Annotated in this window: 13 protein-coding genes; 11 read left to right on the forward strand and 2 right to left on the reverse strand. The window is 64.7% G+C overall.

Annotated elements, in window-relative coordinates; genetic code table 11:
* Positions 1–67: 67 nt before the first annotated feature.
* Positions 68–457, reverse strand: a complete 390-nt coding sequence (locus AC56LH_RS01255; RefSeq protein ID WP_499643338.1) for a response regulator transcription factor — start codon at positions 455–457, stop codon at positions 68–70.
* Between the two features lie 151 nt (positions 458–608).
* A complete protein-coding gene (locus AC56LH_RS01260) occupies positions 609–1244 on the reverse strand; it encodes a response regulator (RefSeq protein WP_499643340.1) in 636 nt (211 codons plus the stop codon).
* 504 nt (positions 1245–1748) lie between these two features.
* On the opposite strand from AC56LH_RS01260, the gene mraZ reads away from it, so the two are divergent.
* The 11 genes from mraZ to murC are packed head-to-tail and all read left to right on the forward strand — an operon-like array spanning position 1749 to position 14435.
* Positions 1749–2177, forward strand: a complete 429-nt coding sequence (mraZ, locus tag AC56LH_RS01265; protein ID WP_499648339.1) for a division/cell wall cluster transcriptional repressor MraZ — start codon at positions 1749–1751, stop codon at positions 2175–2177.
* 7 nt (positions 2178–2184) lie between these two features.
* Positions 2185–3144, forward strand: a complete 960-nt coding sequence (gene rsmH / locus AC56LH_RS01270) for a 16S rRNA (cytosine(1402)-N(4))-methyltransferase RsmH (protein WP_499648341.1) — start codon at positions 2185–2187, stop codon at positions 3142–3144.
* Positions 3141–3413 (forward strand): cell division protein FtsL, encoded by a 273-nt coding sequence (ftsL, locus tag AC56LH_RS01275; RefSeq protein WP_499575782.1) that lies wholly within the window; start codon positions 3141–3143, stop codon positions 3411–3413. Before rsmH ends, ftsL begins: the two co-directional genes overlap by 4 nt.
* A complete protein-coding gene (locus AC56LH_RS01280) occupies positions 3410–5185 on the forward strand; it encodes a peptidoglycan D,D-transpeptidase FtsI family protein (protein WP_499643342.1) in 1776 nt (591 codons plus the stop codon). Before ftsL ends, AC56LH_RS01280 begins: the two co-directional genes overlap by 4 nt.
* Positions 5185–6717, forward strand: coding sequence for a UDP-N-acetylmuramoyl-L-alanyl-D-glutamate--2,6-diaminopimelate ligase (locus AC56LH_RS01285; RefSeq protein WP_499643344.1), 1533 nt, complete (start codon positions 5185–5187; stop codon positions 6715–6717). Before AC56LH_RS01280 ends, AC56LH_RS01285 begins: the two co-directional genes overlap by 1 nt.
* Positions 6717–8087, forward strand: coding sequence for a UDP-N-acetylmuramoyl-tripeptide--D-alanyl-D-alanine ligase (locus AC56LH_RS01290; protein ID WP_499643346.1), 1371 nt, complete (start codon positions 6717–6719; stop codon positions 8085–8087). Before AC56LH_RS01285 ends, AC56LH_RS01290 begins: the two co-directional genes overlap by 1 nt.
* Before the next feature lies 1 nt (position 8088).
* On the forward strand, positions 8089–9258 hold the full coding sequence (gene mraY / locus AC56LH_RS01295) for a phospho-N-acetylmuramoyl-pentapeptide-transferase (RefSeq protein WP_499643348.1): 1170 nt from the start codon (positions 8089–8091) through the stop codon (positions 9256–9258).
* Positions 9258–10751 (forward strand): UDP-N-acetylmuramoyl-L-alanine--D-glutamate ligase, encoded by a 1494-nt coding sequence (gene murD, locus AC56LH_RS01300; RefSeq protein WP_499643350.1) that lies wholly within the window; start codon positions 9258–9260, stop codon positions 10749–10751. Before mraY ends, murD begins: the two co-directional genes overlap by 1 nt.
* Positions 10751–11968 carry a putative lipid II flippase FtsW gene (ftsW, locus tag AC56LH_RS01305; RefSeq protein WP_499643352.1) on the forward strand — a complete coding sequence of 406 codons (1218 nt, stop codon included), beginning with the start codon at positions 10751–10753 and terminating at the stop codon, positions 11966–11968. The genes murD and ftsW overlap by 1 nt, the downstream gene beginning before the upstream one ends.
* A complete protein-coding gene (murG, locus tag AC56LH_RS01310; protein ID WP_499643354.1) occupies positions 11965–13050 on the forward strand; it encodes an undecaprenyldiphospho-muramoylpentapeptide beta-N-acetylglucosaminyltransferase in 1086 nt (361 codons plus the stop codon). The genes ftsW and murG overlap by 4 nt, the downstream gene beginning before the upstream one ends.
* Entirely contained in the window at positions 13047–14435 is a 1389-nt protein-coding gene (murC, locus tag AC56LH_RS01315; RefSeq protein ID WP_499643356.1) for a UDP-N-acetylmuramate--L-alanine ligase, read from the forward strand. Before murG ends, murC begins: the two co-directional genes overlap by 4 nt.
* Position 14436 lies beyond the last annotated feature (1 nt).

The raw sequence follows: 14436 nt of genomic DNA on the forward strand, positions 1-14436 counted from the left end.
GTTTTGCTGCTTTGTAGAAAATTAGAGAATAGTCTCTAAAGGCAATATTAGTTTCAAAAAAGAAATATCAAGCCGTATTTTCAGGGATATCTGCCAGCAAACCCGTTACCGCGTCGATCAATTCGATCGGGCTGAAGGGCTTGACGATGTACAGGTCGGCGCCGGCGTCCATGCCGGCGGCAACGTCGCTCTGCTGGCCGCAGGCCGAGAGAAGCACGATCTTGACGCCCGCGTTGGCCGGATCCTGCCGCAGCCGCGCGCAGACGTCGAGGCCGCTCTCGCCGGGCCCAAGCCAGATGTCGAGCATGACGACATCGGGCCGTTCGGTCGCGAACAGGGCCAGCGCCTGTTCGGCGCTGGCCGCTTCGACGATGCGGCCCAGTGCTTGCAGGCTCAGCGAGATCAGCAGGCGCAGTTCGTCCTGGTCATCGACGACAAGAATGGTGTTAGCGGGCATCGGCATGCTCCCAGCGGCGATACCGGATGCATGCGCCAACGCGGGCGGGTAGCAGCGTCGGAAGGGCGGGCAGGAGGGCCTGGAGGACGGTCATGGGTAGGCTGGCATGGAAGGCGCGTCGGTGCGCCGAGCATAGCAGTTCAGTTCGCGATCAAGCGCGCGCCAGGCCGTGTTCGACAGCGGCGCGCAGTTCGCCGAAGGGCACCGGTTTCGGGAAGACCGGGATATCGGCCGGCAAGCCCATGGCCTTGATCGTTGCGCGGTCCAGGCCGCTGACCACGATCATGCTCATGCCGGCGCTGCCGCTGTCTTCACGCAGCGTGCGGATCATGCGGAACCCATCCATGCCCGGCATGTTCAGATCGCTGACCAGGAGGTCGGGGCGTTCTTCGCCGATGCGAATCAGGGCCTCGAAGCCATTGTTGGCCTTGACGACGTCCAGGTCCATGCCCCAGCCGGCCATCTCGAGTTCGTACAGGCGCAGCATCAGGGGATCATCGTCCACCACCAGCACGCGGCGCGTCGTCGACACGGGGGTAACCGGCGTGGCCGGACGCGGTGCGTGGGCGGCGATGGCGATGCGGCGCCCGTCGACCAGACGGTTGACCGATTCGAGCGTGATGCGGCGATGACCGCCTGCCGTGCGCCACGCCTGCAGCGTGCCGTTCTCGACCCACAGTTGCACCGTGCGGTGCGACACGCCAAGGACAGCAGCCGCTTCCTTGGTCGAGCAATACTCGGCGGCGTTGTACGGTACGGCCGGCTGCAGGTCGGGTGAATTTTTCATATTTACCGATGTTACGTTTTAAGTTTCCCAAAGTCAAAATAGTTAACCTGGAAACTGACAAATTTTCCAAACCAAAAGTCGTTATCTGCTGCCGTTATCGCCGAGCATAGCGCATTGGCAAGTTCTTGGGGTGCATGAGAGTGCTGGATGCCCGTACAGTGCTTTCAGGCAGGGCTCGGTTGTTACTTTACGTCAATATTATTCTTTGCCTTGCGCCGGCACAAACGTAACGACAGTGTTTCCAAATGAGGCCTGACCTTCACTGTTACTGCTAAGTCCCTAATTTAAAGGGAGATTTTGAATTGTCGAGTACCCTTAAGATGCGCCTAAGTCATTGGTTTCATTGGCAAAATTAGAAATGCACGGTTGGGATTTCGCTTGACCGTCAACATTGCTTCCACTAAAGTGGGAAACAGTGTGAAAAAGTGTCGATTTGTGGGAAGAAATCCAGATCCCGGCGCCAGACAACAACGACCAACCGAATTCTCCAAGCTAGGCATTTACGTGTTCCAGGGCGCGTCAGCGATCAACCTCGATGCAAAAGGGCGGATGTCCATTCCAGCCAAGCATCGTGACGCCCTGACACTTCAGTGCGAAGGTCGCGTCACGCTGACCAAGCACCCACAGGGCTGCCTGTTGTTCTTTCCGCGCCCGGTGTGGGAAGAGCATCGCAAGCAGATCGCTGCCTGGCCGATGTCGGCCCGCGCATGGCAGCGTATTTTCCTTGGCAATGCCGTCGATGTCGAGCTTGACAGCGCCGGCCGGATCCTGATCTCTCCCGAGCTGCGCGCTGCCGTCGGGCTCGAGAAGGAAGTGATGATGCTCGGTATGGGCAGCCACTTCGAAATCTGGAACGCCGCCAAATTGGCCGAGGACGAGGCCGCAGCTGTGGCTGGCGGCATGCCGGATGTACTTTCCAATTTTTCTTTCTGAGGCGCCGATGACGGATTCTTTGACGGTGCCTGATTATCAGCATCGCACGGTGCTACTTGACGAAGCAGTCGATGCGCTCGAGCTGACCGGCGCACGTGCTGCCGGTACGTATATAGACGGGACGTTCGGTCGCGGCGGTCATAGCCGCCTACTGCTGTCGCGCCTGGCGCCGGAAGGGCGCCTGATCGCATTCGACAAGGACCCGCAAGCCATTGCAACCGCGGAGCAGATCAACGATCCGCGCTTCTGCATTGTTCACGACAGCTTTGCCACGATGGCCGACGCGCTTGCCGCGCGCGGCATTCATCAGGTCGACGGCATCCTGCTCGACCTGGGCATTTCGTCGCCCCAGGTCGATGACGCCAGCCGCGGCTTCAGCTTCCGCCAGGACGGTCCCCTCGACATGCGCATGGACACCACGCGCGGCATGTCGGCGGCCGAATGGGTCGCGACGGCAGAGCAAAACCATTTGGAAAAGGTGATACGCAACTATGGAGAAGAGCGGTTTGCTTTTCAGATTGCAAAGGCGATTGTTGCTCGCCGCGCAGTCGAACCAATTTCAAGCACACGACAGCTTGCCGCAATCGTGGCAAACACGGTCAAAAGCAGGGAAAAAGGCAAGGATCCGGCAACCAGGACCTTTCAGGCTATCCGGATTTTCATCAATCAAGAGCTTGAAGACCTCGAAGCGGGGTTGACCGCTGCCTACAGCATGCTCGCGCCCGGCGCGCGCATGTCGGTGATCAGCTTTCACTCGCTGGAAGACCGCATGGTCAAGCAGTTCTTTGCATCGAAGGCCAATGTCGAGCAACCGGACCGGCGCCTGCCGATCCGCGCGGTCGACCTGCCGCAGCCTTTGATGAAGCTGATTACAAAGACCAAGCCATCGGACGCTGAAGTAGCGGACAACCCGCGCTCGCGCTCGGCCGTGCTGCGCGTCGCTGAACGTCTGGGAACGCCGACATGAGCGTGAAGGTCAACGTGTTTCTTACCACGCTGCTGGTCGGCTGCGCGCTGTCGGTCGTCAACGCCCGCTACCAGGCACGTCACCTCCTGATCGAACTCGAACGCCTGCAGCAGCACGCGCACCAGCTCGACGTCGACTGGGACCAGCTCCAGCTCGACCAGTCGCGCCTGGCCAAGAACGACCGTATCGAACAGATCGCCCGCGCCGAGTTGAACATGGCGCCGGTGACACCGGCCCGTACCCAATACCTGACTGAAGGCGCCCCATGACGCGCGGTGCTTCCAAATCCGGCGCACGCGTTGCGGCCTCGAAGGGCGTTGCATTCACCAAGAGCCCGGTGCTCGCCGTGCGCCTGCCCGACTGGCGCTCGCGCATGGTGCTGTTCGTCCTGTTCGCGTCGTTTGCCGCGCTGGGCGCGCGCGCCGTCTGGCTGCAGGGCGTGTCGAACCAGTTCCTGCAAAGCCAGGGCAAGAGCCGCTACGAGCGCACGCTCGAACTGCCGGCCACCCGTGGCCGCATCCTTGACCGCAACGGCGCCGTGCTGGCCACGTCGCTGCCGGTGCGCGCCGTGTGGGCGATCCCCGAAGACGTACTGGCCTCGCCGCCGGAGAAAATCACGGCACTGGCCAAGCTGCTGGACATGCCCGAAGCCGACATTCGCAAGAAGCTCGACTCGGACCGCACCTTCGTCTACCTGAAACGCCAGGTCGAGATGCCGGTGATCGCCGAAATCGAAAAGCTCAAGATCAATGGCCTCGACACGCGCAAGGAATACAAGCGCTTCTACCCGCAGGGCGAAGTCGTCACCCACCTGGTCGGTTTCACCAACGTGGAAGACAAGGGCCAGGAAGGCATGGAGCTGCAACACCAGAAAACGCTGATGGGCGTGCCTGGCAGCCGCCGGGTGATCAAGGACCGCCTGGGGCACATCGCCGAAGATCTGGGCATGTTCCGCGAACCGCACCAGGGGCGCGACCTGACGCTGTCGGTCGACAGCAAGCTGCAATACATCGCCTTTACCAGTATCAAGAACGCGGTCGAGAAGTTCAATGCAAAGGCCGGCGCCGCCGTGGTGCTCGACGTCCATACGGGCGAGGTGCTGGCGCTGGCGAACTACCCGACCTACAACCCGAACGACCGCTCCAAGCTGACCGGCGAGCAGCTGCGCAACCGCGTCATCACCGACACGTTCGAGCCGGGTTCGACGATCAAGCCGATCACCATCGGCCTGGGCCTGGATACAGGCCGCATCACGCCCGACACGGTGTTCGACAACAACCCGGGCTGGATGACGATTACCGGCAAGCGCATTCGCGATACCCACAACTACGGCGTGCAGACGGTCAGCGGCATCATCCAGAAGTCGTCGAATATCGGCGCCGTCAAGGTGTCGCAGCGCATCCCGGCGCAGGAAATGTGGGAGATGTACACCAAGGTCGGCTACGGCCAGGCGCCGCGCTTCGGCTTCCCGGGCGCCACTGCCGGCCGCGTGCGGCCATGGAAATCGTGGCGTCCGATCGAGTACGCGAACATGGCCTTCGGCCACGGCCTGTCGGTCTCGCTGCTGCAGATGGCGCGCTCGTACATGATCTTCGCGCGCAACGGCGACATCATTCCGCTGTCGTTCGTGAAGATCAACGAAGAGCCGGTCGGCCAGCAGGTGATTTCGCCAAAGACCGCAGCACAGGTGCGCACGATGCTCGAATCGGTGGTCGGCCCGCAAGGTACGGCATCCAAAGCACAGGTGGCCGGCTACCGCATCGGCGGCAAGACCGGTACGGCCGAGAAGATCGTCAATGGCCGCTACTCGCGCACCAACAACATCGGCTATTTCGCCGGCATCGGGCCGATGTCCAAGCCGCGCTTCATCATCGCGGTGATGGTCGACGATCCGAGCGGCGCCCTGCGCACCGGCGGCAGCGTGGCCGCACCGACGGCCGCCGACCTGTTTGCCAGCGCACTGCGCGCGGCGAACGTGCCGCCCGATTCCTCCATCACGGACATCATCATTCCGGAAGTCCCACTCGAGGAGAGCATGTGATGCGCCCCAGCCTGAACGACATCCGCAGCTGGATTGCCGCCGCCGCACCGGGCGGTCGTCTCGTTTCCGACTCGCGCCGCGTGCAGCCGGGCGACGTGTTCTTTGCCTATCCGGGCGACGCGCAGGATGGCCGCCGCTTCATCGGCGCGGCTGCCGACGCGGGCGCCGCCGCCATCGTCTATGACGACGTGGACTTCGCATGGGACGATGCGATCGCCACCCCACGGCTGGCCGTGGCAGGCCTCAAGCAACTGGCCGGTCCGATCGCGCATGCGGTGCTGGGCCAGCCGGACAGCGCGATGTTTACCGTCGCCGTCACCGGCACCAACGGCAAGACCTCGTGCGCGTTGTGGACCGCGCAAGCGCTGGCGCGCCTGGGCGAGACCGCCGGCGTGATCGGCACGCTGGGCGTGGGCGTCATCGCGCCCAAGGCAAAAACCGAAGCGCAGTTCGATGTCACCGGCTACACGACGCCGGACGCCGTGCTGCTGGCGCAGACGCTGGCGGACCTGAACGGCAAGGGCGTCACGGCGCTGGCCATCGAAGCCTCGTCCATCGGCCTGGTGCAGGAACGTACCGCCGGCATGCATGTCGACGTGGCGATCTTCACGAATCTGACGCGCGACCACCTCGACTTCCATGGCGACATGGCCCGCTACGAGGCGGCCAAAGTCAAGCTGTTCGAGTGGCCGGGGCTGAAGCATGCAATCGTGAACCTCGACGACGCAGCCGGGCAGCGCCTGGTAGCGCATCTGCGCGCGCACTTCCCGGCGCTGGCTGTTACCGGCTACACGCTGGATGCGGCGGCAGCGCCGGATGGCGTGGCCGTCCTGCGCGCGAGCGGCATGCGCAGCAAGAATGCCGGCACCGAATGCCAGGTCGAAACGCCAGCGGGCAGCGCGACCATCCGCAGCCGCCTGGTGGGCAACTACAACGTGAGCAACACGCTGGCGGTCCTGGGCGCCTTGCTGGCGCGCGGCGTGGCGCTCAAAAGCGCGGTCGAGGCGATCGAAGCGCTGGTGCCGGCGCCGGGGCGCATGCAGCAGATGGGCGGGCAGGATGCACCGATGGTCGTGATCGACTACGCGCACACGCCGGATGCACTGGAAAAAACCCTGGACGCGCTGCGCCAGGTGGCGGCTGACCGCGGCGGCCAGCTGTGGTGCGTGTTCGGCTGCGGGGGCGATCGCGATCCGGGCAAGCGTCCGCAGATGGGCCGCATCGCGCAGGCCGCCGACCAGGTGCTCGTCACCAGCGACAACCCGCGCAGCGAAGAACCGGCCGCCATCATCGCCCAGATCGTGGCGGGGATGGATGCCAATGCCCCGGGCTCGCGCCTGCAGACGGTGGAAGACCGCGCGTCGGCCATTCTGCTGGCCGTGAAACAGGCGGCCAAACAGGACGTGATCCTGCTGGCCGGGAAGGGCCATGAGCCCTACCAGGAAATCAAGGGACGCAAGATGCCGTTTTCGGATACGGACCACGCTTCGCTCGCATTGACGGCGCGGCTTACCATGTTGAGGACGCATTGATGCAGGGTACGCTGGCAAAACTCGTGGCGGCCATTCCCGGCGCACACCTGGTCGGCGCGGATGTCGCCTTTGGCGGCGTGTCGACCGACAGCCGCAAGGTCGATGCCGGCGCGCTGTTTGTCGCGCTGCGCGGTGAGTCGTTCGACGCCCACGATTTCCTCGACCAGGTCGCGGCGCGTGACGTCGCGGCCGTCGTGGTGTCGGCGCTGCCGCACGGCTGGACGCTGCCGGCCATCGTCGTGCCGGACACGCTGGTTGCGCTGGGCCGCATCGCGCATGCCTGGCGCACCGGGTTCGAGCTGCCCGTGATCGGCGTCACCGGCAGCAACGGCAAGACGACGGTCAAGGAAATGATCGCATCGATCCTGGCGGCGGCGGTGGGCGAGAGCGCGCGCCTGGCCACGCAGGGCAATCTGAACAACGAGATCGGCGTGCCACTCACGCTGTTCCGCCTGACGGCAGCCCATCGCGCCGCAGTGGTGGAGCTGGGCATGAACCATCCGGGCGAGATCGCGCGCCTCGCGGCCATCGCTGCGCCGACGGTCGCTCTGGTGAATAATGCGCAGCGCGAGCACCAGGAATTCATGCACACCGTGGAAGCGGTGGCGCGCGAAAATGGCGCGGTGCTGCAGGCCCTGGGCCCGCACGGCGTGGCCGTGTTCCCGGGCGACGACCTGTATACTGCGCTGTGGCGCGGCCTGGCCGCGTGTGACGTCATCACGTTTGGCCTCTCTGACGCCTGCGACGTGCGCGCCGATTACACGAGCAATGGCTTTGGCAGCGACCTGCAGGTGCGTGCGCGCAGTGTGCACTTCACCGTCAGGCTGGCCGCGGCTGGCGAGCACAATGTGCGCAACGCGCTGGCGGCGATCGCCTGTGCGCTGGGCGCCGGCATCGACCAGGACGCGATCGTACGCGGCCTCGAAGCCTTCGCACCGGTCGGCGGGCGCCTGCAGCGCAAGCAGGCCGCCGGCGGCGCGACCGTCGTCGACGACACCTACAACGCCAATCCCGATTCGATGCGCGCTGCCATTGACGTGCTGGCCGCGTACCCGGCGCCGCGCATCCTGGTGGTGGGCGACATGGGCGAAGTCGGCGCGCAGGGCAAAGAATTTCACGAAGAAATCGGGGCTTACGCAAAAACGCGTGGCATCGACACCGTGCTCGCGACGGGCGAGCTGGCGCGCCATCTGGCCGCGTCGGGAGCACAGCATTACGAGCAGTTCGACGAGTTATTGGCAGCACTGGATAAAAAACTGGGCAGCAATACGGACGCGACTGTGCTGGTGAAGGGCTCGCGTTTCATGAAAATGGAACGCGTGGTCCTGCACCTGACCGGATCAACACCCCTTGGCAAGGACGCCCACTAATATGCTTCTCTGGCTCGCACAATACTTTCAGGACTATCTCGGTCCGCTGCGCGTGTTTAACTACCTCACGTTCCGCGCGGTGTTCGCCACCATCACGGCCATCACCATCGGCCTCGTGGCCGGCCCGATCGTCATCCGCAAACTGACCGAACTGAAAGTCGGCCAGGCCGTGCGTACCTACGGTCCGCAAAGCCACCTGACCAAGCACGGCACCCCGACGATGGGTGGCGTGCTGGTTCTGATCGCGATCGGCATCTCGACGCTGCTGTGGTGCGACCTGTCGAACCGCCTGATCTGGCCGGTGCTGGTCGTGACGATGGGCTTTGGCGCCGTCGGCTGGGTCGACGACTACCGCAAGGTGGTCTACAAGGACCCGGAAGGCATGCGCTCGCGCGAAAAATACTTCTGGATGTCGCTGATCGGCATCGCTTCGGCCCTCTACCTGGCGTTCTCGGTCTCGGCCGCCAATCCGTGGGAAGTCGCGCAACTGTTCTACGCCTGGGTGCAGTCGGGCTTTTCGATGACGCTGCCGCCAAAGGCTGACCTGATCGTCCCGTTCTTCAAGACCATCAGCTATCCGCTGGGCGTCTGGGGCTTCATCGCGCTGACCTATTGCGTGATCGTGGGCGCGTCCAATGCCGTGAACTTCACCGATGGCCTGGATGGCCTGGCGATCATGCCGACCGTGATGGTCGGCGCGGCCCTGGGCCTGTTCGCGTATCTCACCGGTAGCGTGACGTTCTCGAAATACCTGTTGATCCCGTACATCCCGGGCGCTGGCGAACTGCTGATCTTCTGCGGCGCGATGGCCGGCGCGGGCCTGGCCTTTTTGTGGTTCAACGCGCACCCGGCCCAGATGTTCATGGGCGACGTCGGCGCGCTGGCCCTCGGCGGCGCGCTCGGCACCATCGCCGTCATCGTGCGCCAGGAAATCGTCCTGTTCATCATGGGCGGCGTGTTCGTCGCTGAAACGCTGTCCGTGATCATCCAGGTGACCTGGTTCAAGTACACGAAGAAGCGCTATGGCACCGGCCGCCGCGTGTTCCTCATGGCGCCGCTGCACCACCACTTTGAACAAAAGGGCTGGAACGAAACCAAGGTCGTGGTCCGCTTCTGGATCGTGACCATCGTGCTGATCCTGGTTGGTCTCTCTACACTGAAGCTTCGTTAATGAACTACGACGGCAAACTCGCACTGGTACTGGGCCTCGGTGAATCCGGGCTCGCGATGGCGCACTGGCTCGCGCGGGGCGGCGCACGCGTGCGCGTGGCCGATACGCGGCTTGAGCCGCAACGCCTGCCGGCGCTGCGCGCGGCCGCGCCGGATGCGCAGTTCGTCGCCGGCGAATTTGGCGCCGACCTGCTCGACGGCGTCGACTTCGTCGCTGTCAGCCCGGGCCTGGCCCCGGAGCGCGAGCTGGCCGCCATCATTCCTGCCGCTGCCGAGCGCGACATCCCCGTCTGGGGCGAGATCGAACTGTTTGCCCAGGCGCTGGCGCACCTGCGCGAGAGCAGCGGCTATGCGCCGAAAGTCATCGCGATCACGGGCACCAACGGCAAGACAACGGTGACAAGCCTGACCGGTCTGCTGTGCCGCCGCGCGGGTTTAAGCACGCGCGTGGCCGGCAATATCAGCCCGGCCGCGCTGGATGTGCTGCGCGAGTCGATCGACGCGAACGAGCTGCCGCAAGCCTGGGTGCTGGAATTGTCCAGCTTCCAGTTGCATACAACGTTCAGTCTCCAGGCCGACGCTGCGACGGTGCTGAACCTGACCCAGGATCACCTCGACTGGCACGGCACGATGGATGCCTATGCGGCCGACAAGGCGCGCATCTTCGGCCCGGATACCGTGCGCGTCCTGAATCGCGACGATGCGCGCGTGATGCGCATGGCGGTCGATGCGCCGCTGTTCACCTTTGGTACCGACGAACCGGTCGACGCCGACAGCTTCGGCCTGATCGACGAGCGCGGCGTGCTGTGGCTGGCCAATGCCGTGGCGGGCGAAGCGAGTGACAAAAAACTCAAACGCGGCGAAATCCGCGAACAGGTCGACGCGATCGTGGGCCGCCTGATGCCGGCCGATGCGCTGAAGATTCGCGGCCTGCACAATGCGGCCAACGCGCTGGCCGCGCTGGCCCTGTGCCGCGCCTGCGGTTTGCCGCTCGCGCCGCTGCTGCACGGCTTGCGCGAGTATGCGGGCGAACCGCACCGCGTCGAGCTGGTGGCCACCATCGACGGCGTCGACTATTACGACGACAGCAAGGGCACCAATGTCGGCGCCACCGTCGCTGCACTGCAGGGCCTGGGTAAGGCCTTTGCCGGCGCCGACCAGCAGATCCTGTTGATCGCCGGTGGCGACGGCAAGGGGCAGGACTTTGCGCCGCTGGCCCAGCCGGTGGCGGCGTATGCCCGCGCCGTGTTGCTGATCGGCCGCGATGCGCCCGCCGTGCGCGCCGCGATCGATGCGACCGGCGTGCCGGCGTTCGACCTCGACGACTTGCCGCAGGCCGTGCGCCGCGCGGCGGGTCTGGCGCGTTCCGGGGACGCAGTGCTCCTGTCCCCTGCATGCGCCAGCCTGGACATGTTCACCAATTACGCGCACCGCGCGCAGGTGTTCGTCGAAACCGTGCGCGACATCGCACTGGATAAAGGGCAGGAGATCTAATGGCCTTCCAGCTGCCCTTCAAGTTTTCCGGCAATGCTGTCGACGCCACCGTCGACGGGCGCAGCCGGCCGTCCAAAATGATGGATTACGACCAGCCGCTGGTCTGGGTCACGCTGCTCCTGATGCTGTTCGGGATGGTGATGGTGTACTCGGCGTCGATTGCGCTGCCCGATTCGCCGAAATTCCGCTATCTGCAGGACCGCAACGAATACTTCCTGTACCGCCAGGCGGTCTACATCCTCGTCTCGATGGTGGCCGCGGCCATTGTGTTCCGCGTGCCGATCGCGGTCTGGCAGCGGCATGCGCCGATGATCTTCATCGGCACGCTGGTGCTGCTGGTGCTGGTGCTGATTCCGGGCCTGGGCGTGTCGGTCAACGGCGCGCGCCGCTGGCTGTCGCTCAAGGTGTTCATGGTGCAGCCATCCGAAATCATGAAGATTGCCGTGGTGCTGTACGCGGCCGACTTCACGGTGAGGAAGCAAGAGTACATGCACAAGCTGACCAAGGGCTTCGTGCCGATGGTCGTGGCCATTGGCCTGGTAGGTGGCCTCTTGCTGATGGAGCCGGATCTGGGCGCCTTCGGCGTGATCGTCTGCATCGCGATGGGCATCCTGTTCCTGGGCGGGATCAACATCATCTGGTTCGGCGGCATCGGCGCGCTGCTGGTCGTGATCTTCAGTGCGATCATCGCGCTCTCGCCGTTCCGCCGTGCGCGCATGTTCGCTTACCTGAACCCGTGGGAAGAGGGCAATGCCCTGGACAAGGCGTACCAGCTGACGCACTCGCTGATCGCGTTCGGGCGCGGCGAGATCTTTGGCGTGGGCCTGGGTGGCTCGGTCGAGAAACTGTTCTACCTGCCCGAAGCGCACACCGACTTCATCATGGCCGTCATCGGCGAAGAACTGGGCCTGGCCGGCGTGCTGGTCGTGGTGGCGATGTTCTACTGGCTCGTCAAGCGCGCTTTCGACATCGGCCGCCAGGCGATCGCGCTCGAACAGGTGTTCGCCGGACTGGCCGCGAAAGGCATCGGCATCTGGATCGGCGTGCAGACCTTCATCAATATGGGCGTGAACCTGGGCCTGTTGCCAACCAAGGGTCTGACCTTGCCGTTGATGAGCTTTGGCGGTTCGGGCGTGCTGTTCAACTGCGTCGGCCTGGCGATCCTGCTGCGCATCGATTACGAAAATCGCGTGCGCATGCGCGGAGGCCGCACATGACCAAAAAGCTGATGATCATGGCCGCCGGCACCGGTGGCCACATCTTCCCCGGCATCGCGATTGCGCAGACGATGCGCGCGCGCGGCTGGGAAGTAAGCTGGCTGGGCACCGCCCACGGCATGGAAACTGATCTGGTGCCGAAAGCCGGCATCGCGATGGACACGATCGACTTCGCCGGCCTGCGCGGCAAGGGCCTGGCGCACACTGTCAAGGGCGCGTTCAAGATGGCGGCCGCGTTTGCGACCTGCCGGCGCTACCTGGCCGCGCGCCGGCCCGACGTGGTACTGGGCATGGGCGGTTACGTGACGGTGCCGGGCGGCGTGATGGCGCGCGCCGCCGGCGTTCCGCTGGCCCTGATCAATGCCGACGCCGCGCTGCTGCTGTCGAACAAGACGCTCACGCCACTGGCGCAGCGCGTGCTGTTTGGCTTCCCGGCCGATTTCGGCAAGGCGGCCGGCAAGGCCGTCGTTACCGGCAACCCGGTACGCCAGCAGATTCTCGATCTGCCAGCGCCCGCTGAGCGCTTCGCCGGTCGCACGGGCGTGCTGCGCGTGCTGGTCGTCGGCGGCAGCCTGGGCGCCAAGGTGCTCAACGATGGCGTGCCGGCAGCCCTGGCCCTGATCGACCCGGTGGCACGGCCGGTTGTCACGCACCAGTCGGGCAAGAAGAACATCGATGCGCTGCGCACCGCGTATGCGCAGGCTGGCGTACAGGCCAATGTGGTCGACTTCATCGACAATATGGCGGCGGCGTATGCCGACGCCGATCTGGTGATCTGCCGCGCCGGTGCGATCACGGTGTCCGAACTGACGGCGGCCGGCGTGGCCAGCGTGCTGGTGCCGTTCGTGGCCAGCACCACCAGCCACCAGCGCGACAACGCGATCTGGATGGACGGGCAGGGCGCGGCCGTGCACCTGACGCAGGGTGAACTGAATCCACAGCGACTGAAAAGTCTGCTGCAAACGACGCGCGAACAGTGCCTGGCCATGGCGCAGGCAGCAGCGCGCGTCGGCCAGCGCGACGCCAACGAAGCGATCGCGCGCGAACTCGAACAACTGGCAGCAAGGGTAAAAGCAGCATGAAACACAAGATCAAGAACATCCACTTCGTGGGCATCGGCGGCAGCGGCATGAGCGGCATCGCCGAAGTGCTGCTCAATCTCGGCTATCAGGTGTCGGGCTCGGACCTGGGCAGCAATGCCGCCAGCCAGCGTCTGGCCGACCTGGGCGCCAAGGTGTATCTAGGCCATCACGAAGACCACGTGGCGGGCGCCGACGTGGTCGTGACCTCGACCGCCGTGAACGAAGCCAACCCGGAAGTGGTGGCCGCGCGTACCAACAAGGTGCCAGTGGTGCCGCGCGCGATCATGCTGGGCGAATTGATGCGCTTAAAGCGCGGCATCGCGATTGCGGGCACGCACGGCAAGACGACGACCACCAGCCTGGTCGCGTCAGTGCTGGCGCAGGGCGGGCTCGATCCGACCTTCGTCATCGGTGGCCGCCTGACCGCCGCCGGCGCCAATGCGGCGCTGGGCAGCGGCGACTACATCGTGGCCGAAGCCGATGAATCGGACGCGTCGTTCCTGAACCTGTCGCCGATGATCGAAGTGATCACGAACATCGACGCCGATCACATGGAAACCTACGAGCACGACTTCGAGAAACTCAAGGCCGCGTTCGTGCACTTCACGCACCGCCTGCCGTTCTACGGCCGCGTCATGCTGTGCATCGACGACAAGCACGTGCGCGAGATCCTGCCGCAGGTGACCAAGCCGGTCACCACCTACGGTTTTTCGATCGATGCCGAAGTGCGCGCGCTGGATGCCTACGCCGACGGCACGCATATGCACTTCACCGTGCGCCAGGAAGGCTATGCCGACACGAAGTTCGTGCTGAACCAGCCCGGCATGCACAATGTGCTCAATGCCTGCTCGGCAATCGCGATCGCGCGCGAAATCGGCATCGACGACGCGGCCACTGCCCAGGGCCTGCTGGAGTTCCGTGGCGTGGGCCGCCGCTTCACGCGCTACGGCGACGTGGCGCTGGCGTCCGGCGGCAGCTTCACGCTGGTCGACGACTTCGGCCACCACCCGGTGGAAACCGAAGTCACGCTGGCCGCCGCGCGCGCCGCCTACCCGGGCCGGCGCCTCGTGCTGGCCTTCCAGCCGCACCGCTACAGCCGTACGCGCGACCTGTTCGAAGACTTCGTCAAGGTGCTCGCCACGCCGGACGTGCTGCTGCTGGCCGACGTGTATCCGGCCGGTGAGGCGCCGATCGTGGCCGCCGACGGGCGCGCGCTGGCGCGCGCACTGCGCACCTCCAGCAAGATCGAGCCGATCTTCGTCGAGTCGATCGCCGACATGCGCGACGCCATCCTGAACGTGGCGCGCGACGGCGACGTCGTGCTGACGATGGGCGCTGGCTCGATCAGCGGCATTCCGCAACAACTGACCACAGCGAAAGGCTGAG

It is taken from the genome of Telluria sp. LT1R51-2 (assembly GCF_059685775.1).